The sequence below is a fragment of the Kribbella lupini genome (assembly GCF_039529595.1).
Taxonomy (GTDB): Bacteria; Actinomycetota; Actinomycetes; order Propionibacteriales; family Kribbellaceae; genus Kribbella; species Kribbella lupini.
On record NZ_BAAANC010000001.1, the window covers coordinates 2671891 to 2698053 of the forward strand.

Sequence of the window (26163 nt, forward strand, 5' to 3'; positions counted from 1 at the left end):
TCGATTCGGTGGTTCAAACTCGAAGCCACCGCCTTGGCCTGCCTCTTGCAGGCCGTTCAGACCGGCTCCTGGCACCACGGCGGGTAGCGGGGTAAGGAGCCGACGTGCTCACCGATGACGAAGCCTCCTTCAACCTCGAACTCGACACCTCGGGCCCCGGCCCTCTGGTCCGCGTCCACGGCGACCTCGACCTGGAGACGGCCCCTGAACTCACCGGCGTGCTGAAGACGCTGCTGGGTCCGCATCCGGTTGTCGTTGATCTGACCGACGTCGAGTTCATGGACTCGTCCGGCCTCGGCGTACTGGTCGGTGCGCACAAGGAGTCCATCGCGCATGGCGGCGCGCTGATCGTCGTCGGCCCGCAGCCCCGCATCCAGAAGATCCTCCGCATCACCAAGCTGGACAAGGTCTTCACGGTCTACCCGACCCTCGACGAGCTCACCGCAGTCCTCGCCGAGCAGCAGGTCGCCGAGGCGTCTGAAGACTTCGAGCCGCAGCCCTCACAGCAGCCTCCCGCGACGTTGCAGGAGCCTGGCTCAGCCCACCCGGTAGCTCCGCGGCAGACGCCCGCCCAGCCACAGGTGCCCGGCTCGACCTACACAGCAGGTGCGTCGCAGACGCCGGCTTCGCCGCAGGAGTCCGGTTCGCCTCGCCCGTTAGCTCGCCCGCCCGTCTCGCCGCAGACGCCCGCCTCGCCGCAGATGCCGGCGTCAACTCAGGAGCACGGCTTGCCTCACTCGTCAGGTGCACAACAGGCCCCGGCCTCGCCACAGAGCGGTGGGTCGGCGTCCGCGCCGACGCCGCAGGTTGGTGGGTCGGCGCCCGCGCCGAGATCGCCGCAGGTTGGCGGGCCGGTATCTTCGCCGGCGCTGCAGGGTGGTGAGTCGGCGTCCGCGCCGAGATCGCCGCAGGACGGCGAGCCGGTGTCCGCGCCGACGCCGCTTGTTGGTGGTTCGGCGTCCGCGCCGAGATCGCCGCGCGTTGGCGGGTCGTCATCCTCCCCGGGGCTGCGGGGCGGTGAGTCGGCATCCGCACCGGGGTTGCCGGAGGTTGGTGGGGCGGCGTCTTCGCCGGGGTGGCCGCGGGATGGTGGGCCGCCGTTGGCGGAGGAGGGTGAGCGCGGATGACGCCCGGGGAGACGATTCCGGGTGAGGTCAAGGGTGCGCTGCTGGGGCAGCGGGACGGGTCGCGGTCCGGTGTGCGGGAGGAGATCGTCGAGCAGATCGGGGTCAGCATGACCGGGTCGCTCAACCTGCGGCGGTGCGTTCTGCAGTTGTTGACCGGCGTACAGCCTGAGGTGGCTGACTGGGCTGTGCTGGTGTGGGTCAACCCACGGAACGGCGCGCTCACCTTGTGGGGCGGCGATGATCCGGCGGCGACTGCTAAAAGCTCCCGCCGGGCGATTGCTGGGCAGGCCCTCGAGCGGATCCTTACTACCGGGCACACCGAGCTGCTGCATGTCGCACTCGAGGAGTCGGACGCCGGGGCCCTCGCGAGCATGGTGCCGAACGCCGTACTTCGTGAGCAGGCGGCGGCTCTTCGACCCGTCGATGTGCTTGGGCTGGGCCTGACCGCCCGTGGCGTCACGCTCGGTGCGCTGGTGATGGTCCGCGGGCAGGGGCGCGGTTTCTCCGAGGACGACGTCGCCATCGGCGAGCAGCTCGCGGCGCGTGCGTCGCTCGCTCTCGACTCCGCGCGGCTCTACGAGCAGAGCAGTCGCGTCGCCGCTGCCTTGCAGGCGAGCCTCGTACCGCCCGCTCTGCCGACGATCCCCGGCGCCGACCTCGCTGCGAGGTACCGGCCGGCGATCGAGCAGTTGGACGTCGGCGGCGACTTCTACGACGTCTTCCCCGCCGGTGACGAATGGCTTGCGGTACTCGGTGATGTTTGTGGCAAGGGCGTCGACGCCGCGGTGCTGACGGGCCGCGCCCGCCAGAGCATCCGCACAGCCGCGCACTTCGAACGCAGGCCGGGGGCGCTGCTGTCCGCGTTCAACACGGTCTTCTCCCAAGACCCGTCGAATCGGTTCATCACGCTGGTCTGCGTACGGATTCGCCCGGCCGCCGACGGCTTGTCCGCCGAGGTGGACGTCGCGGTCGCCGGTCACGCGGGCCCTGTCGTCGTCCGTGCCGACGGACGTGCCGAGCAGCTGCCGATCGAGGGCACCGTCGCCGGCGTCGTATCGGACGTGGACTATCCGACGACCACGGTGCGGCTCGAGCAGGGCGATGCGTTGCTGATGTTCACCGATGGTGTCGAGGAAGCGCGCGGTGCCGACGGGTTCTACGGAACGGATCGGCTGCTGCGGCTGCTCAGTGAGTACGCCGGTGCCGGGGCTGATGCGATCTGCGGTGCTGTCGAGCAGGACGTCGTCGAGCACCTGGACGGGCGGGCTCATGACGACATCGCGCTGCTGGCGATCAGTTGCGGGGGTTCCCTCGGATGGCGGAGCCGCGAGGCGCGGTTCACGATTGACCTCGCGCCGGCCTCGAGTGTGGGCGTGAGGTCGTGACCGTCGGGGACGGCCGGGTCACTGACATCCGCGGGGATGAGTCCGATCCCCTGTTGCTGGCCGGACCAGCGAACGACGCTCTGGTTGCCTTCGAACTGGCACTGGCCACCGTCGACACCGCGGCGGCACTGGAGGTCGTCGAAAGTCAGCTCGCGCAGGGGGTGCCGCCTGTCGTCGTACTGACTGACGTCGTCGCGACCGCTCAGCGGAATGTCGGAACGCGGTGGCAGCGCGGTGACTGGACTGTCGCCGAGGAACACGCCGCGACTGCGGTGGCTGCGGCGGCGACCGAGGCCGTTGCTCGGTACACGCGGCAGTTGCCGGTGACGCGGGGCAAGGCGTTGGTGGCGTGCGCCGAACGCGAGTGGCATGCGTTGCCGGCCATGATCATCGACTGCGCGCTCCGGGCCGACGGCTGGGACACGACGTTGCTGGGAGCCTCGACTTCGCCGCTGCGGCTCGGCCAGTACCTGCAGGATCTTGGGCCGGACGCGTTGGCCGTGAGCTGCTCGATGCTGGGCGCTCTCCCAACGACCCGGCGCTTCGTCGAAGCCAGTACGACGGCGGGAATCCCGATCGTTGTTGGCGGCGCGGCGTTCGGGCCGGACGACGTACGCGCTCGCGCGCTGGGGGCGACTGCCTGGGCTGCGGATGCGCAGAGCGCCGTACTGGCTGCGCGTGAGCTGCCGACCGTTGTGCAGGCTGCCGCTCCGCTGCCTGTCGAGGCGACTGCGGAGCAGGCGACGCTGGAGCTGTCGCATCGAGAGCTCGTAGCCCGGCTGCAGTCGGTCTGGGAGGTCGACCCTGCCCTCGAGATCGTCGAGGACGCCATCACACAGACCCTCCATGCCGTGTGGGCCGCCCTGCTGACCGGCGACTCCCGGCCGATCCCGCAGACTGCGCACTGGATCACCGAACTGCTCGACGCTCGCCAAGGGGACCCATCGGCCACTGTTGCTTTAGGCCACCATTTGAGGACGGAGCTGCGGGACTATCCGCTGTCTCACTCGCTCGTCGCCGGATCCTGGCCTACTGGAGGTTAGTAAAAGCAGCGTCGGTGAGATGACCGTGGTCTTCGGTGGGGGTCATGGGGCGTAGTGCTGGACGGCGCCAGGCTTGGTGAGGTTTACGAGGGTGTGGGCTACTGCGTTGGCTTCGGTGAGGATTTCGGTGAGGTCTGCTGTGGTGAGGGTTCGGTCTTTGACTACTACTTCGCCGGCTACCAGTACGTGGACTACGTCTGTGGGGCGGACGGAGTAGACAAGGGCTGCCAGAGGGTTGTGGAGGGGTTGGTTGTGGGGCCCGGATAGGTCTACTAGAGCGATGTCGGCTTGGTGGCCTGGGGCTAGGGTGCCGGTTTTGTGGCCGGAGGCTTTGGCGCCGTTGTGGGTGGCTAGGCGGAGGGTGTCGGAGAGCGTCATCCATTCGGCGTTGTTTTGTTGGTGTTTCTCGGTGAGGGCTACTAGGCGTAGGGATTCCCAGACGTCGAGGGTGTTGTGGACCGCGGCGCCGTCGGTACCTATGGCTACGGGGATGCCGATGGACTGGAGTTGCTTGATGGGAGTGGTGTTGCCCATGGCTAGTTTCAGGTAGACCTTGGGGCAAGTGGCGATGGTGGTGCGGTCGGCGTACGGGTGGAGGAGGTCGAGGTCTTCGTCTGCGAGGGCGCAGGCATGGGCTATGAGGGCGCCTGACTCGAGGATGCCGGTGCGGTGGAGGATCTCGATCGGGGTGGCGCCGTGATGGGTTTGGGACGAGGTGGTTTGGGCCATCGTTTCGGCGGCGTGGAGGTGGACTCGGAAGTTCTCGGACTGGGCTACTTCGGCGGTGCGGCGGAGATCTTCTTCGGAGACTGTGTACGGGGCGTGGGGGCCTAGGCCGGCAGTGATCCGACTGTTGCCTAGGGCACGGATTTGACGGGCGGTGTCAAAGGCTGCCTCGCGGGCTTCGGGGCCGGTGGAGGTGAAGAAGGTGGGGGCTAGGTCGGCTCGGATGCCTAGTTCTGCGGCGGCTTGGGCGATCTGGTCGGCGTGGAAGTAGTGGTCTACGAAGGTGGTGACGCCGGCCAAGAGCATTTCGGCGCAGGCCAGGCGGGCGCCGGCTCGGACGCGGTCGGGGGTGAGGTTCGTTTCCATCGGCCAGATCTTCTGGTTGAACCAGTTGTCGATGGACAGGTCCTCGGCGGCGCCTCGCATCATGACCATGGGGCTGTGGGTGTGGGCGTTGGTGAGGCCGGGGACTGCCAGGAGGCCAGTGGCGTCGAGGGTTTCGAGATGGTCGGCGGCTTCGGCGTCCGCCGAGGTCGCCGGGGTTGGGGAAACGGCTGGTGCCGGGCTTCGCGGGGCGGTGGGGGTGATCGAGGTGATCTCGCCGTTGGTGATCAGGATGTCCTGGGCGGGGTCGACTCGGCACTCCCCTGTGTCGGGGACCACGAGGACCGAGCAGTTCTGGATCAGCAAGGGTGACATGGGGGCTCCGATGCGGTCCGCGTTGTTCTTACGGGCAGTCTTTCGTAGGTGAGGGCCAGGGTCTGGAGCGCCTCATTTGCCCCATTGGCACCACTGGTTTCAGGTGGGCGTGGGCTTCGTCCAGAGAGGTCGCGGTCAGGGGAACGTATGTTCGAATCTCGGGTACAGTGGCGGTATGGGTGCTGACCTTCAAGCGTCCTTGCTGGATGCGTTCGCTGATCCGGAGCTCGGTTCGCTGGACGCGTTGCAGCGGACGGAGCTGAGCCGCGGGGCATGGATCGACGTGCTGCCGGGGTGGTTGTCGGGAGCCGACCAGGTGTACGAGCGGTTGGCGGTGGATGTGCCGTGGCGGGAAGAGCGGCGGCAGATGTACGACCGGGTGGTCGAGGTGCCGCGGTTGCTCTGCTTCTACGGCGAGAGTGACACGTTGCCGTTGCCGATCCTGGACGAGGGTCGGGAGATGTTGAGCGAGCATTACGCCGAGGAATTGGGTGAGCCGTTCCGGACGGCTGGGTTGTGTTACTACCGGGACGGGCGCGACAGCGTTGCGTGGCACGGGGACAAGATTGGGCGCGGGGAACGCGAGGACACGATGGTCGCGATCCTGTCGGTGGGTGAGCCTCGGGTGCTGGCGTTGCGACCGAAGCCTGGGTCCGTGAGTGGGCCGGTGGGGTCGACGATCCGGTATCCGTTGGGGCATGGGGATCTGATCGTGATGGGTGGGTCGTGCCAGCGGACCTGGGAGCATGCGATTCCGAAGGCTTCGGGGCGGATTGGGCCGCGGATCAGCGTGCAGTTCAGGCCGCGCGGGGTGCGGTGAGGGCGGGTCCGGTGAGTGCGACATGGGTGCTCCTGGGGTCGGCGGTGGTTGAGGTGGTTGGGGATGCGGCCGGTGGGGTTGGTGGGGGCTGAGGTCGCTGCGGCCGGGAAAGAGAGAGCGAGGCGGGGCAAGGTAAGGGTGGTTGGGTTGGTGGGTGTGATGGGGTCCGCAGGCTGGCTCGGGGTCAGGCTGCGGTGGGGAGGTCGGGGTCAGGCTGCTGTGGGTAGGTCGGCTGGGGCGGTGGTGAGGTCGGCTGGGAAGACGGTGTCTCGGGAGGCGACGTAGAAGCCGAGTAGGCGGACTCCTAGGGAGCGGCAGGCTCGGGTGGCGGCTTCGGCCCATTCGCGGTCGGAGGTGGTGGTTGCCGAGGGGCCTCGGCGGCCGAGGGTGAGGAGTAGGGCGCCGCCGGGGTAGACCTGGAGGGGGCGGATGACTGGGCGGAGGGCGGCAGCGCGGCGGGTTGAGCGGGACGGTCCTCGAAGGGTCGCAGCGGTGGCAGCGGGTCCGGGGAGGATTGCGCCGGGCGCCGTGGGAGAGCCGGGGAGGACGGCGCCGGGGATCGAGGAGCGCGGGAGAACCGCGGGCGTGACGGATCTGCGGCGGCGGCCGTCGGCGGCGGCGTTCGGGGACGGGTGCGAGGGCTTGCGGTGGCCGCCGGCGGGTGTGCTGGGGGTCGGCGGGTCGGGGAGTAGGTCTTGGAGGTCGATGGCTATGGCTCCTTTGAAGTGGTTTTTTTCGTCGCAGATGATGAGGGTGAGGGTGCCGCGGCTGCGGTCGCCGGCGGTGCAGTAGAGGTCGGCGACGTTGGTGGCCAGGGTCTGGTTGGTGAGGGGGCGGTGGCGCCAGTCCGGCGGGAGGTCGAAGAAGGTCATGCCTAGAAGATGCCGTCGTCGAGAGCTGGTTCCGGGGTTTTCCACAGGGGAATATTGGCCCAACAGATGCGGGCACAAGTGGACCGGGATGATGGGCCTCTGAGCCTTAGAGTCTACGTATGACGACCTCGAAGCGGCTTGCGGCGGCGCAGTTGGCGAACTCGGTGGGCGATGGAGCTTTCATCGTCACGTCGGCGTTGTTCTTCACCCGGGTGGTTGGGTTGTCGACCGCTCAGGTCGGGGTCGGGCTGACCATCGCCTGGCTGGTCGGGTTCCTGACCGGCGTACCGCTCGGGCATCTTGCCGACCGGTACGGGCCGCGGGCGGTGGCGATCCTGCTGGCCCTCACGACGTCACTCTCGGTCGGATCGTTCCTGGTGGTTCGGAGCTTTCCGCTCTTCGTGGTTGCCGCGATCGCTTATGCGAGTAGCCAGACCGGACTGACCGCGGCCCGGCAGGCGCTGCTGGCCGGCCTGGTCTCCCCGGCCGAGCGGACGAGGATCCGGGCGACGCTGCAGGCGACGGCGAACGGCGGCCTCGCGGTCGGAGCGACGCTGGGTGGGGTCGCGTTGAAGTTCGACACCACGACGGCGTACCTGACGGTGTTCGCGATCGACGCGGTGAGCTTTCTGGTGGCGGCCGCGCTCATCCACAGGGTGCCGCCGGTCGCCGCGGTGAAGGTCCGCGTCGAGGGTGAGCCCAGGCTCGCCGTACTGCGTGACCGCCCGTACGCCGTACTGGCGCTGCTGAACGCGGTGATGCTGATGTTCATGCCGCTGCTCAGCCTGGTCGCGCCGCTGTGGATCGTCGAGCGCACCAACGCTCCCGGCTGGGTCGTCGCGTCGCTGCTGGTGATCAACACGCTCGGAGTCACCGCGTTCCAGGTCCGGATCGCTCGCAGCGTCACGAACCTGAAGACGGCGACGCGGTCCGTGCGGATCGCCGGGGTCGCGATGCTCGCCGCGTGTGCGGTGTTCGCCCTCTCCGCGATCGGCGCTCCCCCGGCCGCGACGGCCGTCGTACTGGCCGCGGCCGCCGCACTCCTGACCTTCGGCGAGATGAAACTCGCCTCCGGTGCTTGGGAAATCAGCTTCGGTCTCGCCCCGGCCGACCAGCAGGGGCAGTACCAGGGATTCTTCGGGACCGGCCCCGCGATCGCCCGCATGCTGGGCCCGGTGCTGCTCACGACCCTGGTGCTCGGCTGGGGTCCGATCGGGTGGATCGTGGTCGGTGCGCTGTTCCTGGGGACCAGTTGTGCAACTGGTCCCGCCGTACGATGGGCCGCACGGACTCGGCCCGCCAGCAAGGCGGTCCGGCCTTCTTCCGTAGAGGAGTACGCCGCCTGATGGACATCCCCGGCCTGGTCGAGATCACTACCTACGAAGAGCTTCGCGAGATCGTTCCGGAGCCCCTGGCGCACGCTTCCGGCAAGCTGCGCAAGGAGTTGCACGACCTCGACAAGGAGTGGCTCGCGGCGTCACCGTTCTGCCTGATCGCGACCTCCGCGGCCGACGGCAGCTGCGACGTCTCCCCCAAGGGCGACCCGGCCGGCTTCACCAAGGTCCTCGACGACGCCACGATCGCGATCCCCGAGCGGGCCGGCAACCGCCGCATCGACGGCTTCCAGAACATCCTCACCAACCCGAACGTCGGGCTGATCTTCCTGATCCCCGGCCGCGGCGAGACGCTGCGGATCAACGGCCGGGCCCGGATCGTCCGGGAGGCGCCGTTCTTCGACGACATGGTGGTCAAGGGCAACCGTCCGCAGCTGGCCCTGCTGGTCGACATCGAGGAGATCTTCCACCACTGCTCGAAGGCGTTCCTGCGATCCCAGATCTGGAAGCCGGAGACCTGGGAGCCCGACGCCGTGCCGAGCCGGGCGCAGATCGCCAAGGCACTGGACCGGCCGAACGACGACCTGGCCGAGCTGGAGCAGTACTACGGACCGAAGTACGAGGCGGGCATCTACAACGTCAAGTACTGACGTACTCCGGCCGACGCAGGCGCGACTACTCCGTGGCGACGACGACACGGAGTCGCCGCGGCCTCTAGTGTTCTGAGGGTGAGCACCACGACGTACTGGCCCCAGGTGAGACGGATCGCCCTGCCTGCGGTCGTTTCGGTCGTGGCGCTGGTCGGGTCGATCGGCTCGAGCAACAACCAGCCGGACCGCCGTCAGGCCGACTGGCTGCTGGTCGTGCTCGTCCTGATCGGGTCGGTGTCGCTCTACTGGCTCAGGACCCACCCCGTACCGATTCTGTGGGCGACCGGCGCCTCGACGCTGGTCTACATGCTGCGCGAGTACGGTTACGGCCCGATCGTCCTCAGCTTCGTGATCGCCGTGTTCGCGGCGATCCGCGCCGGCCATCGGTCAGCCGGCTGGGCGGCGATCGCGGCGCTCTACGCCGGGCACGTGCTCGGCCGGTTCGTGCTCGGCATCAACGACCAGAACGTCTACCAGATCCTCCTGGTCGGCACGTGCTTCCTGGTGCTCGGCTTCCTCGCCGAGCTGTTCCGGTCGCATCAGGATCGCGTGGCGGCCGCCAACAGGACCCGCGAGGAGGAGGAGCTGCGCCGCGCCGGCGAGGAGCGTCTGCGGATCGCCCAGGAACTGCACGACGTCGTCGCGCACCACATCTCGCTGATCAACGTGCAGGCTTCGACGGCATTGCACTTGGTCGATCGTAAGCCCGAGCAGGCCGCTCCGGCGCTGTCGGCGATCAAGGACGCGAGCAAGGAAGCGCTGGTCGAGCTCCGGTCGATCGTGGGCATCCTGCGGCAGAACGACGAGTCGGCACCCCGGCAGCCGGTGGCCGGGCTCGAGCGGCTCGACCATCTGATCAGCGGTACGTCGCGCGCTGGGCTGGAGGTGCACACGATCGTGCACGGAGACCCGCGGCCGTTGCCGACCGGGCTGGACCGGGCGGCGTTCCGGATCATCCAGGAGTCGCTGACCAACGTCGTACGGCATGCGAAGGCGACCGCTGCGACCGTGCGCATCCAGTACGGCGAGGAGTCGCTGGTCCTGCAGGTGGACGACGACGGCGAGTCCCTGACCGGGCCGCCGCACGAAGGCAACGGGATCAGCGGGATGCGGGAGCGCGCGACAGCTCTCGGCGGCACGTTGACCGTCAGCCGTACGCCGACAGGTGGGCTCCGCGTTGTCGCCCACCTGCCGCTGGAGGCTCGTACGTCAGGGCAAGCGGACGTGTGACGGGTTCAGGTCCTTCACACTCGGTACGCCGAGCAGAGCCATCGTCCGCTTCACCTCTGCGGTGAGGATCTGCGCGGCCCGCTCGACACCACGCTGCCCGCCGGCCATCAGCCCGTACAGGTACGCCCGGCCGACCAGGCAAGCGTCCGCACCCAGTGCGAGCGCCGCGACGATGTCCGCGCCGCTCATGATGCCCGTGTCGAGGTAGACCTCGGCGTCGGTGCCGACGGCCTTGCGGACGTCCGGCAGGATGCGCAGCGGTGTGGGAGCCCGGTCCAGCTGCCGGCCGCCGTGGTTGGACAGTACGACGGCGTCGGCCCCCGCATCGACCACCCGGCGCGCGTCGTCGACGGTCTGGATGCCCTTGATGATCAGCGGGCCGTCCCAGATCGAGCGAATCCAGGCCAGGTCGTCCAGCGTCATGGTCGGGTCGAACAACTGGTCCAGCAGTTCGGCGACCGTGCCACCCCAGCTCGACAGCGACGCGAATGTCAGCGGCCGGGTGGTGAGCAGGTTGACCCACCAGGCCGGGTGCAGGGACGCGTCGAGCACAGTCTTGGCCGTGAGTGACGGCGGGATGGTGAAGCCGTTGCGGACGTCGCGAAGCCGAGCACCGGCGACCGGTACGTCGACGGTCAGCATCAGCGCTTCGTACCCGGCCGCGGCCGAGCGCTTGACCAGGTCCTCCCCCGCGTCACGGTCGCGCCAGACGTACAGCTGGAACCACTTGCGCGCGTCCGGACCGGCTGCCGCGACGTCCTCGATCGAGGTGGTGCCCATGGTCGACAGCGCGTACGGGATGCCGACCTGCTGGGCGACCTTGACGACCGCGCTCTCGCCCTCGTGGTTCATCATCCGGGTGAAGCCGGTCGGCGCGAACGCGAACGGCAGCTCGGAGCGGCGGCCGAGGATGTCGGTGCCGAGGTCGATGGCGGAGACGTCGCGCAGGATCGACGGCTGCAGCTCCATCTCGGCGAACAGCTGCCGCGCCCGCCGCAGGCTGATCTCCGACTCGGCCGCACCGTCGGTGTAGTCGAACACCGAGCGAGGCGTCCGGCGCTTGGCGATGCTGCGCAGGTCCGCGATGGTGAGGGCCTTCTCCAGCCTGCGCTCGGTCGGGTTCGTGGTGATCGGCTTGGCGCGCAGCAGAGGCTTCAGCTCGGACCAGCGGGGGATCTGGCGGTCGGTCATCGGGGTTCCTCGTGGTGTGCGCGAGTGTGGTCGGACCACAGCATAGCCTGTGGTCTGACCACACAGCTACACTCACCGCTGTGAAGAACTACGAGCTGGTGCTGCAGCAGGTCGAGGCCGACCTCGCAGCCGGGCGGTTGCGGCTGGGCGGACGGCTGCCCGGGGAGCGGGCGCTTGCCGAGCAGCTGGGGATCAGCAGGCCGTCGGTGCGGGAAGCCGTGCGGGTGCTGGAGGCGCTGGGCGTGGTGCGGACGGCGACTGGGTCAGGGCCTGAGGCGGGGGCTGTGATCGTTGCCGAGCCCTCGGCGCCGTTGACGGCGTTGCTGCGGTTGCATCTGGCGACCAGCCATCTGCCGATGGAGGACATCGTGCAGACGCGGGTGCTGCTGGAGGCCTGGTCGGTGCGGGAGGCGGCTGGGCGGGAGGCCGAGGCCGGGAAGCTGGAGGCCGCCGAGGACCTGCTCGAGCGGATGGATGCCGGCGGGTTGTCGCCGGAGGAGTTCCACCTGCTCGACGCCGAGTTCCACGTGGCGCTGGCGAGCCTGGCGGGGAACGTGCTGATCGCGGCGGTGATGGGGTCGTTGCGGTCGGCGATTCACGGGTACGTGCTGGCCGCCGTACCGAATCTGCCGGACTGGGACGCGACGGCGGTCACGCTCCGGGCCGAGCACCACGGGATCGTGGCGGCGATCCGGGACGGGCGCGGTGACGACGCGGCGCGGTTGGTGACCGAGCACATCGAAGGCTTCTACCGCGCCGCCCGGTTGTCGTCGCCTACCTGGTAGCGGCGCCGGCGATGAACGGGATCGGAACCAGGCCCGGCATCGTGTAGTGGTCCAGCTCGATCGTGGTGAAGCCGGCCGCCTCGACAGCGGCTGCGATGTCGCGGGCCGGGTTGCAGCCGCGGTCGAAGCGTCGCGTGAACGGCGCGGCCAGCTTCTGCAGGCGGTACGTCCAGGTACCGCGAGGTGCGGCGACGTGCTCGACGAAGACGAAGCGGCCGCCGGGACGCAGTACGCGCCGCAGCTCCGCCAGCGTGGCCGGGAGATCAGCGACGGAGCACAGTACGACGGTCGACAGCACGCCGTCGACGCTTGCCTCGGGCAACGGGATCTGCTCGGCGCCGGCGGCCAGGACGCGGCGTCCGGCCGCCGTACGAGTGAGCTGGGCCCGGGCGCGGCGGTTGGGCTCCAGGCCGATCCACTCGACGTCGTCGGGCAGGTCGGCGAAGTTGGCGCCGCTGCCGGCGCCGATCTCGAGGACCGTGCCGGACAGCGAACGGATCAGGTCCCGCTTCGCTGACCGGTAGCCGCTCCAGTTCCTCATCTCGGTCGTCATGCTAGTTGCAGCGGTCGCAGGCGGACAGGGCTGTGCGGCGCAGTCCGGCGATCACGACGGCGCCGACGATCAGGTGCAGCGACGCCAGGCCGAGCTTGGCGCCGATCCCGATTCCGCCGACGAGCGGGCTGCCGAGCGACAGGACGCAGGCGGCCGCCGCGAGGATCGTCCACAGCTTGCGGGCGTTGACGGTACGACGTTCGAGCAGCGCGAGCAGCCCCCAGCCGGCGAACGCCATCGCGGTCGCCGCGACGAAGACCGAGACGCCGGTGACGTCGATCGTGGAGGTGCCCTGCTCGGCTTTCAGGTCGATGCCCGCCAGCGGACCGAGCACGGCCCAGGCGACGAGTGCCGCCGCCGAGGTCGCGCCGACCACCGCCAGGCGGCTCTTACCGGGGACTCGGGTGACGGGTTTGTTCGCGGTGACGGTCATCGTGGTGCCTTCCGATCGGTTGGTCGCTGTGGGACTCAGCGTCACGGGAGAGCGCGTTCTCGGGCATCGGCCGCGGGTCTGCAGCCGACTGCCCGGAAGTCGATCGGGCATCGACTTTGGTCGGTGGCCCGCCCGCAGGGCCCGATCTAGTCTCGACGCCATGGACACGACGTGCGAAGGCGACGGTCGGCGGTCGGTCGGCCGATCGCGACGGCTGATCGAGGACTGGATCGGGATCGGCGCGATCGCCCTGCTCACCGCGGCCACGATCTTCGGGCGGCAGACCGGACAGGACGCCGGCCGGTTCATGGTCTTCGACATCGTGGTCGGGGTCGTTGCCGTCGGCCTCGTTGTGCTGCTCGGGCCGCGCCCGGTGCAGTCGGCGCTGGCCCTGGCGGTGCTCGCCGCCCTCTCCCCCGCCGCGACGCCGCCGTCCACGGTCGGGACCCTGACGGTGGCGCAGCGCCGGCCGTTCAAGCTCGCCGCGCTGATCGCGCTCGCGGGAGCGGCCGGGCATCTGATCCAGTTCCTCTGGCGGCCGATCGAGGGCCTGAACCTGTTCTGGTACGTCGTGGTGGACCTCGCCGTTCACGCCGCGCTGCTGGCGTGGGGCCAGTGGGCGCAGGCCCGGCGGGCGCTGCTCGTGTCCCTGCGAGAACGCGCTCTCCGCGCCGAGGCCGAGCAGGGCCGACGGGTCGCCGAGGCGCGCACGCTGGAGCGGACGAAGATGGCGCGCGAGATGCACGACGTACTGGCGCACCGGCTGTCATTGCTCGCGACGTACGCCGGAGCGCTCGAGTACCGGCCGGACTCGTCGCCGGAGAAGCTCGCGCAGGCCGCGGGCGTGATCCGGACCGGCGTGCACCAGGCGCTGGACGAGCTGCGCGAGGTGATCAGCGTCCTGCGCGACGGCGAGATCGACGAGCTGCCGGGCGGCCGGCCGCAGCCGACGTTCGGGGACCTGGACGCGTTGGTGCAGGAGTCGAGAGACGCGGGGAGCGCGATCTCGTACGACGCCGAGGTGAGCGCCGCCGAAACGTTGCCGCCGGCCACCGGGCGGACGGCGTACCGGGTGGTGCAGGAAGGGCTGACCAACGCGCGCAAGCACGCGGCGGGGCGGCCGGTGAAGGTGGTGGTGCGTGGGCGGCCGGGTGACGGGCTCGTGATCGAGCTGACGAATCCCGGCGGGAACGGCGTACCGGCTGCTCCTGGTAGTGGGACCGGGTTGGTCGGGCTGACCGAGCGCGTGAACCTGGCGGGCGGGACGCTGGATCACGGGAAGACGGCGGGCCAGTTCCGGCTGCATGCTGCGTTGCCGTGGCCGGAGTGACTACGGTGACGTCCATGGGTGATGCCGCGATTCGCGTGCTGGTGGTGGACGACGACGCGCTCGTCCGGGCCAGTCTGGAGATGATGCTCGACGGAGCGAACGGGATTGCCGTGGTCGCTCAGGCGGCCGACGGGGACGAGGTGCCGGCTGCGGTCGACGCGCACTTCCCCGACCTGGTGCTGATGGATCTGCGGATGCCGCGGGTCGACGGGATCGTCGCGACCCGGCGGGTGCGGGCGCGGAAGAATCCGCCGGAGGTGATCGTGCTGACCACCTTCGACACCGACGAGAACGTGCTGCACGCGCTCCGGGCCGGCGCGAGCGGCTTCCTGCTGAAGGACACGCCGCCGGCGCAGATCGTCGACGCCGTACGGCGGGTTGCCGCCGGGGACCCGATCCTCTCGCCGGCGATCACGCGACGGTTGATGGATCGTGCGGCGACGCAGGCGGACGCGCACACCGAGGCGCAGGGAGCGCTCTCCCGGCTGAGTCCGCGCGAGTACGACGTGATGCTGGCGGTCGCGCAGGGCAAGGCGAACGCGGAGATCGCGGCCGAGCTGTTCATGAGCCTGGCAACGGTGAAGGCGCACATCTCGCACATCCTCACCAAGCTGGAACTGGGCAACCGCACCCAGATCGCGCTGCTCGCCCACGACGCCGGGCTCGCCTGACGGCAGTCGGGCCGTCGAGATTGTCGCCGGGAAGGAGGCCCGCGTTGCGCACCAGTACGTCGAGCCGCCCCTCGGCTGCGGACGGCCCGACCGGGACGTTCCAGGACGAGACCGGGGTGCTGGCCTGGTAGACGGACAGGACCGATCAGCGGCCGCCGGCCTGACCGGGCGATGCCCTAGCGTGGGCGCATGATTCGGGTGTTGCTGGCGGACGACCAGGCGTTGGTGCGGGCGGGGTTCCGGTCGTTGCTGAACGCCGAGGACGACATCACCGTGGTCGGTGAGGTGGCCGACGGGGCCGAGGCGGTCGCGGTGGCGCGGGCGGAGAAGCCTGACGTCGTACTGATGGACATCCGGATGCCGGGGACCGACGGGCTGGAGGCGACCCGGCAGATCGGGGCCGATGAAGCGCTCTCCGGCGTTCATGTGGTGATCCTGACGACGTTCGACCTGGACGAGTACGTGTTCGAGGCGTTGCGGGTCGGGGCCAGCGGGTTCCTGGTGAAGGACACCGAGCCCGTGGAACTGCTGCAGGCCGTCCGCGTCGTGGCGCGCGGCGACGCGTTGTTGTCGCCAGGCGTGACTCGGCGGCTGGTCGCCGAGTTCGCGACGCGGAGCCGGCAGCCGCACGCGAGCAAGGAGCTCGACGTCCTGACCGATCGCGAGAAGGAGATCGTCGCGCTGGTCGGCGAGGGGCTGTCGAACGACGAGATCGCGGCGCGGCTGGTGCTGAGCCCGGCGACGGCCAAGACGCACGTCAGCCGGGCGATGGTGAAGCTGGGGGTTCGGGACCGGGCGCAGCTGGTCGTACTGGCTTACCAGACAGGCCTGGTGCGGCCGGGCTGGCTGGGGTGAGGTAAGCCCGCCGACCGGGGTGGGGTGAGCCCGCCGGCCGAGGTGCTACTCCCCCGGCGGTAGTGGCGATGCCTCCTGCTGGGCGACGCGGCGGGCGGGGCTCAGGCGGCACTGTCTTCGTATGGAAACGACAGCTGCCCCGATGGTTCAGGTGCACGGCCTGACCAAGCGCTACGGCGACACCCTCGCGGTCGACGGTGTCGATCTGGAGGTCCGGCCGGGTGAGGTCTACGGGTTCCTCGGGCCCAACGGCGCCGGGAAGACCACGACCCTACGGATCCTCACCGGGCTGATCGCCCCGACCAGTGGAAGCGTCGAGGTGCTCGGCGGTGCGCCCGGCCAGGCGCGGGTGCTGGCGCGGACCGGGTCGATGATCGAGTCGCCCGCGTTCTACCCGTACCTGTCGGGGCTGGACAACCTGCGACTGCTCGCCGAGTACGCCGAACTGCCGCGAGCACGGGTCCGCGAGGTGCTCGAGCTGGTGGATCTGGCCGACCGGGCCAAGGACCGCTTCTCGACGTACTCGCTGGGCATGAAGCAGCGGCTCGGCGTCGCGGCGGCATTGCTCAAGGATCCCGAGCTGGTCATCCTCGACGAGCCCACGAACGGGCTGGACCCGGCCGGGATGCGGGACATGCGGCGGCTGATCCGCGAGCTGGGGTCGGACGGACGGACCGTGGTGCTGTCGAGCCATCTGCTCGGCGAGGTCCAGCAGGTCTGCGACCGGGTCGGGATCATCAACGCCGGCCGGATGGTCGCCGAGCACGACGTCGAGGAGCTGCGCGGCCAGCAGGAGCTGGTGATCCGCGCGAGACCGCTGGAGAGCGCTCACTCGGTTCTCCGGGAGGTTCTCGGCGCCGATGCGGTGCACCTGTACGACGACACGCTGCGCGCCAAGGTCTCGCCGGACCGCGCGGCCGAGCTGAACCGGTTGCTGGTGCAGGCGGACATCGCGGTGTCGGAGCTGCGCAGTACGGAGCGAGCGCTCGAGGACGTGTTCTTCGAGCTGACCACGGAGGAGAAGGCTCATGCTGGGTAGCTATCGCGCGGAGCTGATCAAGCTGCGGAAGCGGTCGGCGGTGTGGGTGCTGTTCGGGGCCGGGCTCGTGCTGAGCCTGATCTTCGGGTACGTGCTGCCGTACGTCGGCTACCTCACCGGCGACGACAATCCGCAGACCAACGGGATCCCCCGCGCCGAGGTGCTGCGCGGGCTGCTGCCGGAACGCGTGCTGGACAACACGATCGGCGGGTTCCCGGTGTTCGCGGGAGCGCTCGCTCTCGTGCTCGGGGCGATCGTGGTCGGCGGCGAGTACACCTGGGGCACGCTGAAGACCGTGCTGACCCAGCGGCCGGGGCGGATCTCGGTGCTGGGTGGGCAGTTCCTCGGGTTGTTCACGATGGTCGCGGTGTGGGTGCTCGGGATCTTCGTGGCGTGCGCGCTGTGCAGTGTGGGGATCGCGGCGGCCGAGGGTGGGTCGATGGCGTGGCCTGGTGTGCTGGAGATCGTCGAGGCGTTGGCCGGCGGGTGGTTGGTGCTGACGATGTGGTGTCTCGCGGGCGCTGTGCTGGCCGTTGCCTTCCGCAACGTCGCGTTGCCGATCGGGCTCGGCGTGGTGTGGATTCTGGGGATCGAGACGTTGCTCGCCGGCGTCGTGAGCAGCCTGTTGCCGGATCTCGAGGTGCTGTCCGATGCGTTGCCTGGGGCAAATGCCGGAGCCCTGGTGTTCAGCGTGACGGGGATGGTGGCGGCCGACGCGCCGCCCGGCGTACGGGATGCCGTGGGTGGTGGACGGGCGCTGGCGACGTTGGCGGCGTACAGCCTGGTCTTCGTGGGGCTCGCGATGTTCACGACCCGGCGGCGTGATGTCGTGTAGGTGTGAGGACAGCTTTGGTGGTGCACGCTCATCCGGACGACGAGGTGTTCGCGACGGGAGCGGCGACGATCGCGCTCTCGGACGCGGGCTGGCGGGTTGTGCTGCGGGTGGCCACGGGCGGAGAGGCGTCGGAGGATCCCGCACTGGGTGAGGTCGAGGCTCGGCGGGTTCGGACCGAGAAGCTGAGTCGGTCGTGTGAGTTGCTGGGGATTGCCGAGTGGGGATGGCTCGGTGACTGGGTGGATCGTGGAGGCGCCGGGGCGGGGACTGTTGCCAACGAGGAGAGCGCGGTCTTGGTCGACGCCGTACGACGGGCGCTGGGTGAGGTGCGGCCGGAGTTGGTGCTGACCGTCGGCAGCGACGGGCTGACCGGGCACCCGGATCATGTGGCGATCGGCGCGGCCGTGCGGGAAGCGGCTGACGACGTACTGGGAGCTCGGTTGAGGGCGGCCGATGTGGTCGCCGCTCACAAAAGTTTGAAGGAGTACGCCGGTGGGCGGCCAGTGGGGTCGGGGCGAGTCCTTGGGGTTGGGAACGAGACAGTGCTCGAAGAGATCCGTGGAACGGCGGAGGACCGTCGGCGGCAAGCGCTGGACGTGTATCGAGCCGGGCTGGGGACGCTGCCGCTCGATCAGGTCCTCGGAGGACGGCTCGGCGACTCGGTGCTGCTCCGAGCCGTCCTCGATGTCGCTGGGTGGGACCGCGACCTGTTCGAGCGGAGTTAGAGCCGGCGGCCTGCGTGGGCCAGGGCCAGCTCGCAGAACATCGCGTTGGCCCAGGAGAACCACTCGCGGGTGTACTGGTTGGGGTCGTCGACGTGGAAGCCCTCGTGCATCTGACCGGTGCCGCCGGTGGTGTCGCGCAGGGTCTCGAGGATCTGCGCGCGCTCGTCGGCCGACGTCGCGGTGATGCCCTGGACAGCCAGCGCGATGTGCCAGACGTAGTTCGGCGGGGTGTGCGGACTCCCGATGCCTGACGCGTGCGTACCGCTGTAGTAGTACGGGTTGTCGGGGCTCAGCAGCAGCTTGCGGGTCGCCAGGTACGTGGGGTCGTCGACGGCGGCGTACCCGCTGAGCGGCGCGGACAGCAGGCTCGGCATGTTCGCGTCGTCCATCAGCAACCGCTCCCCGGCGCCGTCCACCTCGTACGCGTAGACCCGCCCGTACGTCGGGTGGTCGACCGTGCCGTGCTCGGCGATGCCTTCGTCGATGCCGACCCGCAGCTCCTTGGCGCGGGTGCCGAGCGCCTGGTCGCCGAGCACCTCGGTCGCGATCGCCTCGACGTACCCGAGCACGACGGAGGCGAACATGTTGCCGGGGACGTTGAACCCGTACTCGGTCGCGTCGTCGCTCGGCCGGAACGCGCTCCACGACATGCCCGTCGGTCGCGTCCACCGGCCGCGACCCTCGCGGACCAGCGTGTCGGTGACCGGCTCGCCGTGCCGCTCGAACCGGTACGGCGACCGCGCCTCGTGGTCCAGCTCGACGGTCCACAGGTCCAGCGTCGCGTTCGCCGCGGTCCGGAACCGCTCGTCGATCACGTCGTCGCGACCGGTGATCTTCCACAGCTTGTACGCCAGGTCGAGCGGGAAGCACAGCGAGTCGATCTCGTACTTGCGCTCCCACACCCACGGCGACATCTCGGTCAGGTCGGTGGTGTGGCCGGCGCCGTTCGGCTCGCGGTTGAAGGCGTTCGCGTACGGGTCGATCGCGATGTACTCCAGCTGCCGGTGCAGTACGCCGATCAGCACGTCCTGCAGGCCGGGGTCGTCGGCGCACAGCACCAGGTACGGGCGCAGCTGGGCGGCCGAGTCGCGCAGCCACATCGCCGGGATGTCGCCGGTCAGCACGAACGTCGTACCGTCGGCGAGCCGTTCGGCCACGGCCGGCAGGTTCTGCGCCATCGACTGCTGGAACATCGTCGCGATCACCGGGTCGCCGGTGGCCTGGCGGACCTCCTCGGTGGCGCGGGCCAGCACGTCGGGGTCGATCATCAACACTTCACCTTTCAGCGGGACCGGATGTCTCATCCGGCAGTATTCACGGCGGGCGCCGGACGGGATCCGGAGGGAGCGCTCTCCGGGGGCCCGAGCAGCAGGACGGACGGGTTCGGGGAGAAGGTGTGGTCGAGGACCAGGCTCGCGGCGCCGACCGCTCCGACGTCGGCGCCGAGCGCCGTACCGGCGACGTCGAACGGGTGCACGGAACGGACCAGGAAGCGCTCTCTCAGCGTTTCCCGCACGGAGTCGCCGAAGAACGGCGCGAGGCGGTCCCAGTGCGGCCCGCCGAAGACGACGCGCTCCAGGTCGAGCAGGTTCGCGATGTCCTCGACGACCTTGGCGATCCGGCCGGCCAGCGCGGCGACGATCTCGCGCGCGGCACCCGGTGCCTCGGCGGCGGCCGTGCAGACCGTGGCGAAGGCGACGTCGACGGCGCGGCGGTCGTCAAGGTCGATGCCTTGGGCAATCACTCCGGCGTGGACGGCCTGCTGGACCAGGTACCGCGGCTGGCTGGTCTCGCCGACGCAGCCGCGGCGGCCGCAGAAACAGAGCGGGCCGTCGGGATCGACGATCACGTGGCCGATCTCGCCGACGTTGCCCGACGTACCGCGGACGACCTCGTCGCCGATCACCAGACCCGCACCGACGCCGGTGCCGAGGTAGAAGAAGACGAAGCTGCCGCGGCCGTGGGGGCCTCCGGCCCACTTCTCGGCGGACGCGGCGGCGGTGACGTCCTTGTCCAGCAGGACAGGGAGTCCGGTGCGATCGCGCAGGGCGTCACGGAGCGGAACGCGGTTCCAGGCGGTCAGGTTGGGCGGGTCGACGACTGCGCCACGCGCGACGTCGATCGGGCCGGGGGCTGCGATGCCGACGCCGACCACGCGGTCGCGGGCCGCACCGGCTTCGGTGATGACCTGCTCGACCATCGCGGCGATGCCATCGATGAGCGCATCGGGCTCAAGCGCAGAGTTGGCGATGGCCTCGGTGTCGGCTCGGCGACGGGCGACCACCTGGCCCGTGAGATCCAGTACGACGACGGTGACGACGGCGGGGTCGAGGTGGACGCCGACGGCGTACTGGCCGGTCGGCTCCAGTTCGAGCAGCGTGCGCGGTTTGCCGAGGCCGGAGTTCTTCTGGCGGCCGGCCTCGCGGACCAGGCCGGCGTCGAGCAGGCGTCGGGTGATGTTGGAGATGGCCTGGCCGGACAGTCCGGTCGAGGCGGCGAGCTCGACTCGGCTCAGGAGCTGCTCGGCGCGACGGATCGCGTCCAGGACGACGCTGTCGTTGAACCCCCCGACGCGATCCAGATTCGTGCCCCGGCGGACCACAGCCGGTGGCTGATCGGTACTCACCACTCCCCCTGTCCTCGCACCGCGCTCACCTCACCCGGAAGCCGGGTCAGCGCCCCACGGCAGCGACCAGTCGTAGTGGATGGTGCCGGTGCTGGTCCCCCAGGTGTTGGGCGTCGTGTTCACGAGCCAGTCCAGCGGTTCGAGCTGGTCACCACCACTGAGCGCCAACCGTATACCGTCGCCCAGCTCCCGATCGGCCCGTGCGGTCCGGGCGGCCGGATCGACGGAGACGAAGAGAGCGCTCCCCGAGCGAGCGACGAGATCGAGGAATCGCGCGTTGAGCTCCCACGGGGTTTGCGGGGTGCACGGCACGCAGTCGGCGTCGAGCGTGAAGAAGCGCCGGTGCTGCGGCAGCCGGAAAGCCAGCGAGTTCACGCCCATCTTGCGGGTCCGCTCCCAGTCGCGACCGGAGGTGTCGTCACCAGTGCGCTGGACGTCGACCAGGCCGGCGGCCAGGTGCCCGACGGTGTTGCAGCCGATCAGCACCAGGTCCTCACCCGCCGCGCGGATCTCGCGGTAGAAGTCGAGCACGATCTCGGCGGTGGTCCGGGTCGGGTCGTGGAACTGCCAGCCACTGTCGGTCAGCCGCGCGCCCATCGCCGGGCCGAAGCGACCGAACACGTCGTACGTGCTGAAGTCGTGCTTCACGAGCTCGAAGCCCCACGACCGGAAGCGCTGCAGGTCGCCGCGGACCAGGTCGAGGACTTCCGGGTACGTCGGGTCGAGCGCGCGCCCGGGCGCCTCGCCGCCGAGGGGATGTCCCCAGAGACCGCTCTCCCGCGAGAGCAACGGGCGGAACCACAGGCCGGGCCTGGCGCCGAGCTGCTTGACCGCTTCGGCGGTCGCGGCCATGTCGTCGAAGAGTCCCGGGATCCCGCTCTCCCAGGGACCGCCGGAGCCGTTGCCGCCCGGGTTCCAACCGTCGTCGACGACGCTGAAGGGCTTCACCGGGTGGCCGTCGGCCAGCTCGACGATCGTGGCGGCGTCCTGCAGGACGGCCTTCTCGTCGAAGCCTTCGCCGTACGCGTAGTACCAGTTGTTCGCGCCGACGACCGGGCCGATGTCCGGGCGGTCGGGCAGGTGCGCGCTCATCGCCTCCGTCGCGGCTTCGAGCGTCTTCCACGGCGTACCGGCGTCGGCGAACTCCCGTACGACGGCTGCCGTCAGGCGGCGTCCATCGAGCTGGGTCGGGCCGCCGCCGTTGCGGAGATCCAGCCAGAGCGTGACGCCGGTGCGGTCGACGGTCCACGAGCAGAAGGCGCCCGGGTGGACATCGACGCCCATGCCGGTGGTCGCGCCGGTCTGCTGGTCGTGAGCGAGCCAGTACCACGGGAGCAACCGCTGGGGCTGGACGTGGCGCCACTGGAGGTCGCCGTACGAGCGCTCCCAGGCGTCGCCGAGAACGAGCGCGTTCTCCGGGAGAGCGCGCTCCCAGCGGAGCGCGACACGGGAGATCGCACCGTCCGCGACGACGTCGACCGCCCCGCCGGGTGCGCCGGCGCCGGGGACCTCCGACCAGATGAGCTCGGTCCGCGGGGTCGTCCAGCGGTGGCCGTCGCGGGCGGCCTGGACCAGCCCGTCGGCCGGGCCGGGCTGGACGAAGACGTGGGTCGGTTCGTTCACCTGCGCGAATTTACCCCACAGACTTTAGTAAGTCTTGTAGTAGACGAGTTCTCCTGATTCTCCCGGGGCGGCACCTTCGCTCGGGACGAACAGCGTGAAGACCAGGGCGGGGGCGCCGTTCGGAGCGCGGAGAGCGCTCACCGTGGGGTTCGCGAAGGCCGTACTGCCGCCGTCGGTGCGGATCGTCGTCCGGTCGGCGTTGCCGGTCTGGTAGTCGTAGACGAAAGTCCGCCAGGAGCCGAAGTCGCCCTTGGTGTACTGGCCCTCGATCAGTCCGAGGCTGAAGTTGCGGAACGTCACCTGATCGCGGTCGCCGATGTTGCCGCCGACTCCCCAGTGCAGCAGGGCGTTGTCGACGTTGGGCTGTGCCGCCGTCGACCAGGAGGTGAAGTTGGTCAGAGTGCCGCGCTGCTGACGGTCGCGGTCGCAGTTCCACCAGTAGTGGCCGCCGAGCTCGATCGTGGAGTGGTCGATGTCCGGGGACAGCGTGATCTTGGAGATGTTCGGCGTTCCCTCGGCGCAGGATGAGAGGCGTCGGGGCGCGTCGAAGGAACGGCCGACTCGGCCGGCCAAAAGGTCGGCGCGGTTGGCGTAGTAGCGGAAGGCGAGGTGGTTGTCGCCGCCGCCTGGCTTCTCCTGCTCCCAGGCGAGGACGAAGCTGCCGTTCGAGGCCTGCGCGATGGTGGGCTGCGAGGCGGGGCCGGTGTTGCTTCCGGCGAGTTCACGCTCCCAGTGCCAGTTGAGCAGGTCGGTCGACGTGGCCAGGTTGACGCGGAAGTGGCCGTCGGACGCGAGGTGGTGCGAGACGGCCAGGTAGCCGCCGGTGGAGTCCTGGATGATCTTGACGGTGTCCATCACGTGGCCGGCGTCGTCGCGGGTGTTGTACCGCTTGCCGGTGGCACCAACCACGTTCTCCAGCATGCCGCGGAGCTCTGCGCGGGCCGGGTCCGAGGGGGCTGCTGCTGGGACGGCATGGGCCGGGGCCGTCAGCGCGGTGGCGAGCAGGACGGCGACGACGAGGATCGATCTGGTCGGCATGGGGCGGTGCCTCCTTCGGTCGTCAGGAGGCTTCCCCGCGCCGCCTGGTCAGGAAACCAGGCGCTCGACCGCTTCCACCAGGCGGTCGACGTCGGACTGGTTCGTGTACGGCGCGAGGCCGGCGCGGGTTGCGCCGGTGTCGCCGAGGCCCAGGTGGCGGGAGGTCTCGATCGCGTAGAACGATCCCGACGGCGCGTTCACGCCGTACTCGGCGAGCTTGGTCGAGACCGCGACCGGCTCGTGGCCGGCGACGCTGAAGAGCAGGGTCGGCGTACGGCGTTCTGCCTTGCCGTGCAGAGTGATCGCGTCGATCGCGGCCAGCCGGTACTCGAGCTCGGCGCGGAGGGCGTCCTCATGGATCTCCAGCTGGACGAGAGAACTCAGCAACCGCTCTCTCCGGGTCTCCCCCGCTCCCCCGAGTCCGGCGATGAAGTCGATCGCGGCGGTGGTGCCGGCGAGCAGTTCGTACGGCAGGGTGCCGAGCTCGAAGCGCTCCGGGACGGCGTTGCTGGACGGGAGGAGCTTGTCCGTCTGGATGTTCTCGAGCAGCGCCGGCGCGGCCGAGAGGACGCCGCAGTGCGGGCCGAAGAACTTGTACGGCGAACAGGCGTAGAAGTCGGCGAACGAGGTGTCGATCGGCGAGTGCGCGGTCAGGTGCACGCCGTCGACGTACAGGTAGGCGTTCGTCGTACGGACGGCGGCGGCCATCGCGTCGAGGTCGGGGCGGGTGCCGAGCAGGTTGGAGGCGGCGGTGACGGCGACGAGCTTCGTCCGGGGCGACAGCAGGGCTGAGATGTCGTCGAGCTCGGTGGTCGCGGGGTCGAAGTCGAGCCAGCGGACGGTCGCGCCGACGGCCTCGGCGGCCTGCACCCAGGGACGGACGTTGGCGTCGTGGTCGAGGCGGGTGACGATCACCTCGTCGCCTGGGGCCCAGGTCTTGGCCAGGGCGCGGGAGAAGTCGTAGGTCAGCTGGGTCATGCTGCGGCCGAACACGATGCCTTGCGGGTCGGAGCCGAGGAGGTCGGCCATCGCTTGGCGGGCCTCGATGACGATGTCGTCGGCTCGGCGTTCGGCGGGGGTGAGTTGCCCGCGGTTGGCGAGGGCGGAGGTCATCGTGCGGGCGACGGCGTCGGCCACCATCTGCGGGGTTTGGGAGCCGCCGGGGCCGTCGAAGTGCGCGGCGCCTTCGTTGAGTGCGGGGAACTGCTTGCGGACCGCGTCCACGTCGAAGTCGGGCATGAGTCCATCCTTCCTTGCTGCCTGGCAAGGAAGGAAGAGATGCGGCGAGTCAGGGGCGGGGGCGGTCGCTGTCGTCGTATGCGGTGCGGTTGGTTTCTACGGTGGGCAGGTTGGTTTTGGCCCAGTCGGCGAGGTTGGCGAAGAGGGGGGCGAGGGTGAGGCCGAGGGGGGTGATTTCGTACTCGACTCTTGGGGGGACCTCGCGGTGGTAGGTGCGGGCGACCAGGCCGTCGCGTTCCAGCTGGCGGAGGCGCTGGGTGAGGACCTTCGGGGTGATGGAGTCGATGCGGCGTTCCAGCTCGACGAAGCGCTGGCGGCCGTACTCGTTCAGGGCCCACAGGATCGGCGTCGTCCAGCGACTGAAGACGATGTCGACCACCGGGGCGATCGGGCAGGCGAGCTCGGGCGTGACGTCGGTCACCAGATCACCTTTCGGCCGATACTTTCTCCTAGGTACCTACTATCACGAGGACAGTAGCGTCGTCACCAGTCCCCTACAGAACCTGGAGTACGACGTGATCGTGGTGACCGGAGCAACGGGAAACATCGGGCGGCCGCTGGTCCGCGCACTGGCCGCCGCCGGCGAAGAAGTGACGGCGGTGTCGCGGAAGGCGGCCGACCTGCCGGCCGGCGTAAAACATCAAGCGGTGGACCTGACCGAGCTGGACCTGACCGGTGCGGACGCGCTCTTCCTTCTCCTGCCAGGCGGGCGGTCCGACGCCGAAGGGATCATCGCGAAGGCCCAAGTAGCCGGCGTACGTCGGATCGTCCTGGTGTCGTCGCAAGGCGTCGGCACCGGTCGACACCCCGCCGCGATCGAGGACGCGGTCAAGGCGTCGGGCCTCGAGTGGAGCATCCTGCGGCCGGCCGGCTTCCAGAGCAACACGCTCGGCTGGAGTCAGTCGGTCCGCGAGCACCGGCTGGTCGAGGCGCCGTATGGCGAGATCGCGCTCCCCCAGATCCATCCGGCCGACATCGCGGAGGTGGCCGCGGTTGCGCTGCGCGAGCCCTCGTACGCCGGAACGACGTGGGAGCTGACCGGACCGAAGGCGATCTCACCGCGGGAGCAGACCGAACTGATCGCGGCAGCGCTCGGAGAGCCGGTGCGGTTCGTCGAGCTGACGCGGGAGAACGCCAGAGAGCGCTTCCTGCGGTTTCTCCCGGAGCAGGTCGCGGACAGCACGCTCGACATCCTCGGGCAGCCGACCGACGCCGAGCGGGCGGTCAGCGGAGACGTCGAGCGGGTGCTCGGACGACCAGCGCGCGGGTACGCCGACTGGCTGACCGAGTACGTCGCCGCCTTCCGCTGAGCGGGCGGCGGTCAGATCCTGCCC

The 26163-nt window shown here is 69.7% G+C and carries 26 protein-coding genes; 15 read left to right on the plus strand and 11 right to left on the minus strand.

All coding sequences use genetic code 11. The features are described 5' to 3' along the window. Positions 1–104 precede the first annotated feature (104 nt). The 3 genes from ABD235_RS12285 to ABD235_RS12295 are packed head-to-tail and all read left to right on the plus strand — an operon-like array spanning position 105 to position 3555. Positions 105–1127 (plus strand): STAS domain-containing protein, encoded by a 1023-nt coding sequence (locus tag ABD235_RS12285; RefSeq protein WP_344173252.1) that lies wholly within the window; start codon positions 105–107, stop codon positions 1125–1127. Next, on the plus strand, positions 1124–2512 hold the full coding sequence (locus ABD235_RS12290) for a PP2C family protein-serine/threonine phosphatase (RefSeq protein ID WP_344173254.1): 1389 nt from the start codon (positions 1124–1126) through the stop codon (positions 2510–2512). Before ABD235_RS12285 ends, ABD235_RS12290 begins: the two co-directional genes overlap by 4 nt. Further along, positions 2509–3555, plus strand: a complete 1047-nt coding sequence (locus ABD235_RS12295) for a cobalamin B12-binding domain-containing protein (RefSeq protein ID WP_344173256.1) — start codon at positions 2509–2511, stop codon at positions 3553–3555. Before ABD235_RS12290 ends, ABD235_RS12295 begins: the two co-directional genes overlap by 4 nt. A 42-nt stretch (positions 3556–3597) precedes the next feature. On the opposite strand, the gene ABD235_RS12300 is transcribed toward ABD235_RS12295, so the two are convergent. Then, on the minus strand, positions 3598–4980 hold the full coding sequence (locus tag ABD235_RS12300) for an amidohydrolase (protein WP_344173258.1): 1383 nt from the start codon (positions 4978–4980) through the stop codon (positions 3598–3600). 175 nt (positions 4981–5155) lie between these two features. Between ABD235_RS12300 and ABD235_RS12305 the strand changes: the two genes are divergently transcribed. Next, a complete protein-coding gene (locus tag ABD235_RS12305) occupies positions 5156–5800 on the plus strand; it encodes an alpha-ketoglutarate-dependent dioxygenase AlkB (protein ID WP_344173261.1) in 645 nt (214 codons plus the stop codon). 209 nt (positions 5801–6009) lie between these two features. Here ABD235_RS12305 and ABD235_RS12310 read toward each other — a convergent pair whose 3' ends face one another. Beyond that, complete coding sequence (locus tag ABD235_RS12310) at positions 6010–6672, minus strand: hypothetical protein (protein ID WP_344173264.1); 663 nt, start codon at positions 6670–6672, stop codon at positions 6010–6012. Between the two features lie 119 nt (positions 6673–6791). Here ABD235_RS12310 and ABD235_RS12315 point away from each other — a divergent pair, with 119 nt between their 5' ends. The 3 genes from ABD235_RS12315 to ABD235_RS12325 all read left to right on the plus strand — a co-directional run bounded on the left by ABD235_RS12315 (position 6792) and on the right by ABD235_RS12325 (position 9886). Continuing rightward, positions 6792–8018 (plus strand): MFS transporter, encoded by a 1227-nt coding sequence (locus ABD235_RS12315; protein WP_344173267.1) that lies wholly within the window; start codon positions 6792–6794, stop codon positions 8016–8018. Further along, complete coding sequence (locus tag ABD235_RS12320; protein WP_344173269.1) at positions 8018–8656, plus strand: pyridoxamine 5'-phosphate oxidase family protein; 639 nt, start codon at positions 8018–8020, stop codon at positions 8654–8656. Before ABD235_RS12315 ends, ABD235_RS12320 begins: the two co-directional genes overlap by 1 nt. A gap of 78 nt (positions 8657–8734) precedes the next feature. Next, positions 8735–9886 (plus strand): sensor histidine kinase, encoded by a 1152-nt coding sequence (locus ABD235_RS12325; protein WP_344173271.1) that lies wholly within the window; start codon positions 8735–8737, stop codon positions 9884–9886. On the opposite strand, the gene ABD235_RS12330 is transcribed toward ABD235_RS12325, so the two are convergent. Next, entirely contained in the window at positions 9866–11077 is a 1212-nt protein-coding gene (locus tag ABD235_RS12330) for an alpha-hydroxy acid oxidase (protein ID WP_344173273.1), read from the minus strand. The two genes, ABD235_RS12325 and ABD235_RS12330, sit on opposite strands and share 21 nt — an antisense overlap. An 80-nt stretch (positions 11078–11157) precedes the next feature. On the opposite strand from ABD235_RS12330, the gene ABD235_RS12335 reads away from it, so the two are divergent. After that, positions 11158–11862: a FadR/GntR family transcriptional regulator gene (locus ABD235_RS12335; protein ID WP_344173276.1), complete on the plus strand. Its 705-nt coding sequence runs from the start codon at positions 11158–11160 to the stop codon at positions 11860–11862. Here ABD235_RS12335 and ABD235_RS12340 read toward each other — a convergent pair. Further along, entirely contained in the window at positions 11852–12403 is a 552-nt protein-coding gene (locus tag ABD235_RS12340) for a class I SAM-dependent methyltransferase (RefSeq protein WP_344173278.1), read from the minus strand. The two genes, ABD235_RS12335 and ABD235_RS12340, sit on opposite strands and share 11 nt — an antisense overlap. Positions 12404–12416: 13 nt before the next feature. Beyond that, the gene (locus ABD235_RS12345; protein WP_344173280.1) at positions 12417–12848 is read right to left on the minus strand and encodes a DUF6069 family protein; all 432 of its coding nucleotides are present in this window, start codon (positions 12846–12848) and stop codon (positions 12417–12419) included. 160 nt (positions 12849–13008) lie between these two features. On the opposite strand from ABD235_RS12345, the gene ABD235_RS12350 reads away from it, so the two are divergent. The 6 genes from ABD235_RS12350 (at position 13009) to ABD235_RS12375 (ending at position 18303) form a co-directional block, all read left to right on the plus strand. After that, positions 13009–14178 carry a sensor histidine kinase gene (locus ABD235_RS12350; RefSeq protein ID WP_344173282.1) on the plus strand — a complete coding sequence of 390 codons (1170 nt, stop codon included), beginning with the start codon at positions 13009–13011 and terminating at the stop codon, positions 14176–14178. A 14-nt stretch (positions 14179–14192) separates the two neighbouring features. Beyond that, positions 14193–14849 carry a response regulator gene (locus tag ABD235_RS12355; protein WP_344173284.1) on the plus strand — a complete coding sequence of 219 codons (657 nt, stop codon included), beginning with the start codon at positions 14193–14195 and terminating at the stop codon, positions 14847–14849. Between the two features lie 189 nt (positions 14850–15038). Continuing rightward, positions 15039–15704: a response regulator gene (locus tag ABD235_RS12360; protein WP_344173287.1), complete on the plus strand. Its 666-nt coding sequence runs from the start codon at positions 15039–15041 to the stop codon at positions 15702–15704. Between the two features lie 121 nt (positions 15705–15825). Next, entirely contained in the window at positions 15826–16743 is a 918-nt protein-coding gene (locus ABD235_RS12365) for an ABC transporter ATP-binding protein (RefSeq protein ID WP_344173289.1), read from the plus strand. Next, entirely contained in the window at positions 16733–17578 is an 846-nt protein-coding gene (locus tag ABD235_RS12370; RefSeq protein WP_344173291.1) for an ABC transporter permease, read from the plus strand. Before ABD235_RS12365 ends, ABD235_RS12370 begins: the two co-directional genes overlap by 11 nt. Positions 17579–17580: 2 nt before the next feature. Continuing rightward, positions 17581–18303 carry a PIG-L deacetylase family protein gene (locus tag ABD235_RS12375; RefSeq protein ID WP_344173294.1) on the plus strand — a complete coding sequence of 241 codons (723 nt, stop codon included), beginning with the start codon at positions 17581–17583 and terminating at the stop codon, positions 18301–18303. On the opposite strand, the gene ABD235_RS12380 is transcribed toward ABD235_RS12375, so the two are convergent. The 6 genes from ABD235_RS12380 to ABD235_RS12405 are packed head-to-tail and all read right to left on the minus strand — an operon-like array spanning position 18300 to position 25250. Continuing rightward, entirely contained in the window at positions 18300–19571 is a 1272-nt protein-coding gene (locus ABD235_RS12380) for a glycoside hydrolase family 125 protein (protein WP_344173296.1), read from the minus strand. The two genes, ABD235_RS12375 and ABD235_RS12380, sit on opposite strands and share 4 nt — an antisense overlap. A gap of 32 nt (positions 19572–19603) precedes the next feature. Beyond that, a complete protein-coding gene (locus ABD235_RS12385) occupies positions 19604–20929 on the minus strand; it encodes an ROK family transcriptional regulator (protein WP_344173298.1) in 1326 nt (441 codons plus the stop codon). Between the two features lie 30 nt (positions 20930–20959). Beyond that, entirely contained in the window at positions 20960–22552 is a 1593-nt protein-coding gene (locus ABD235_RS12390; RefSeq protein ID WP_344173300.1) for an alpha-amylase family protein, read from the minus strand. 24 nt (positions 22553–22576) lie between these two features. Then, positions 22577–23590, minus strand: a complete 1014-nt coding sequence (locus ABD235_RS12395; RefSeq protein WP_344173302.1) for a glycoside hydrolase family protein — start codon at positions 23588–23590, stop codon at positions 22577–22579. Positions 23591–23638: 48 nt separating this feature from the next. Continuing rightward, positions 23639–24829 carry a cysteine desulfurase-like protein gene (locus ABD235_RS12400; RefSeq protein WP_344173304.1) on the minus strand — a complete coding sequence of 397 codons (1191 nt, stop codon included), beginning with the start codon at positions 24827–24829 and terminating at the stop codon, positions 23639–23641. A gap of 49 nt (positions 24830–24878) precedes the next feature. Beyond that, complete coding sequence (locus ABD235_RS12405) at positions 24879–25250, minus strand: winged helix-turn-helix transcriptional regulator (protein WP_344173306.1); 372 nt, start codon at positions 25248–25250, stop codon at positions 24879–24881. Positions 25251–25344: 94 nt separating this feature from the next. Here ABD235_RS12405 and ABD235_RS12410 point away from each other — a divergent pair, with 94 nt between their 5' ends. Next, a complete protein-coding gene (locus tag ABD235_RS12410) occupies positions 25345–26139 on the plus strand; it encodes an SDR family oxidoreductase (protein ID WP_344173308.1) in 795 nt (264 codons plus the stop codon). Positions 26140–26163: the final 24 nt, after the last annotated feature.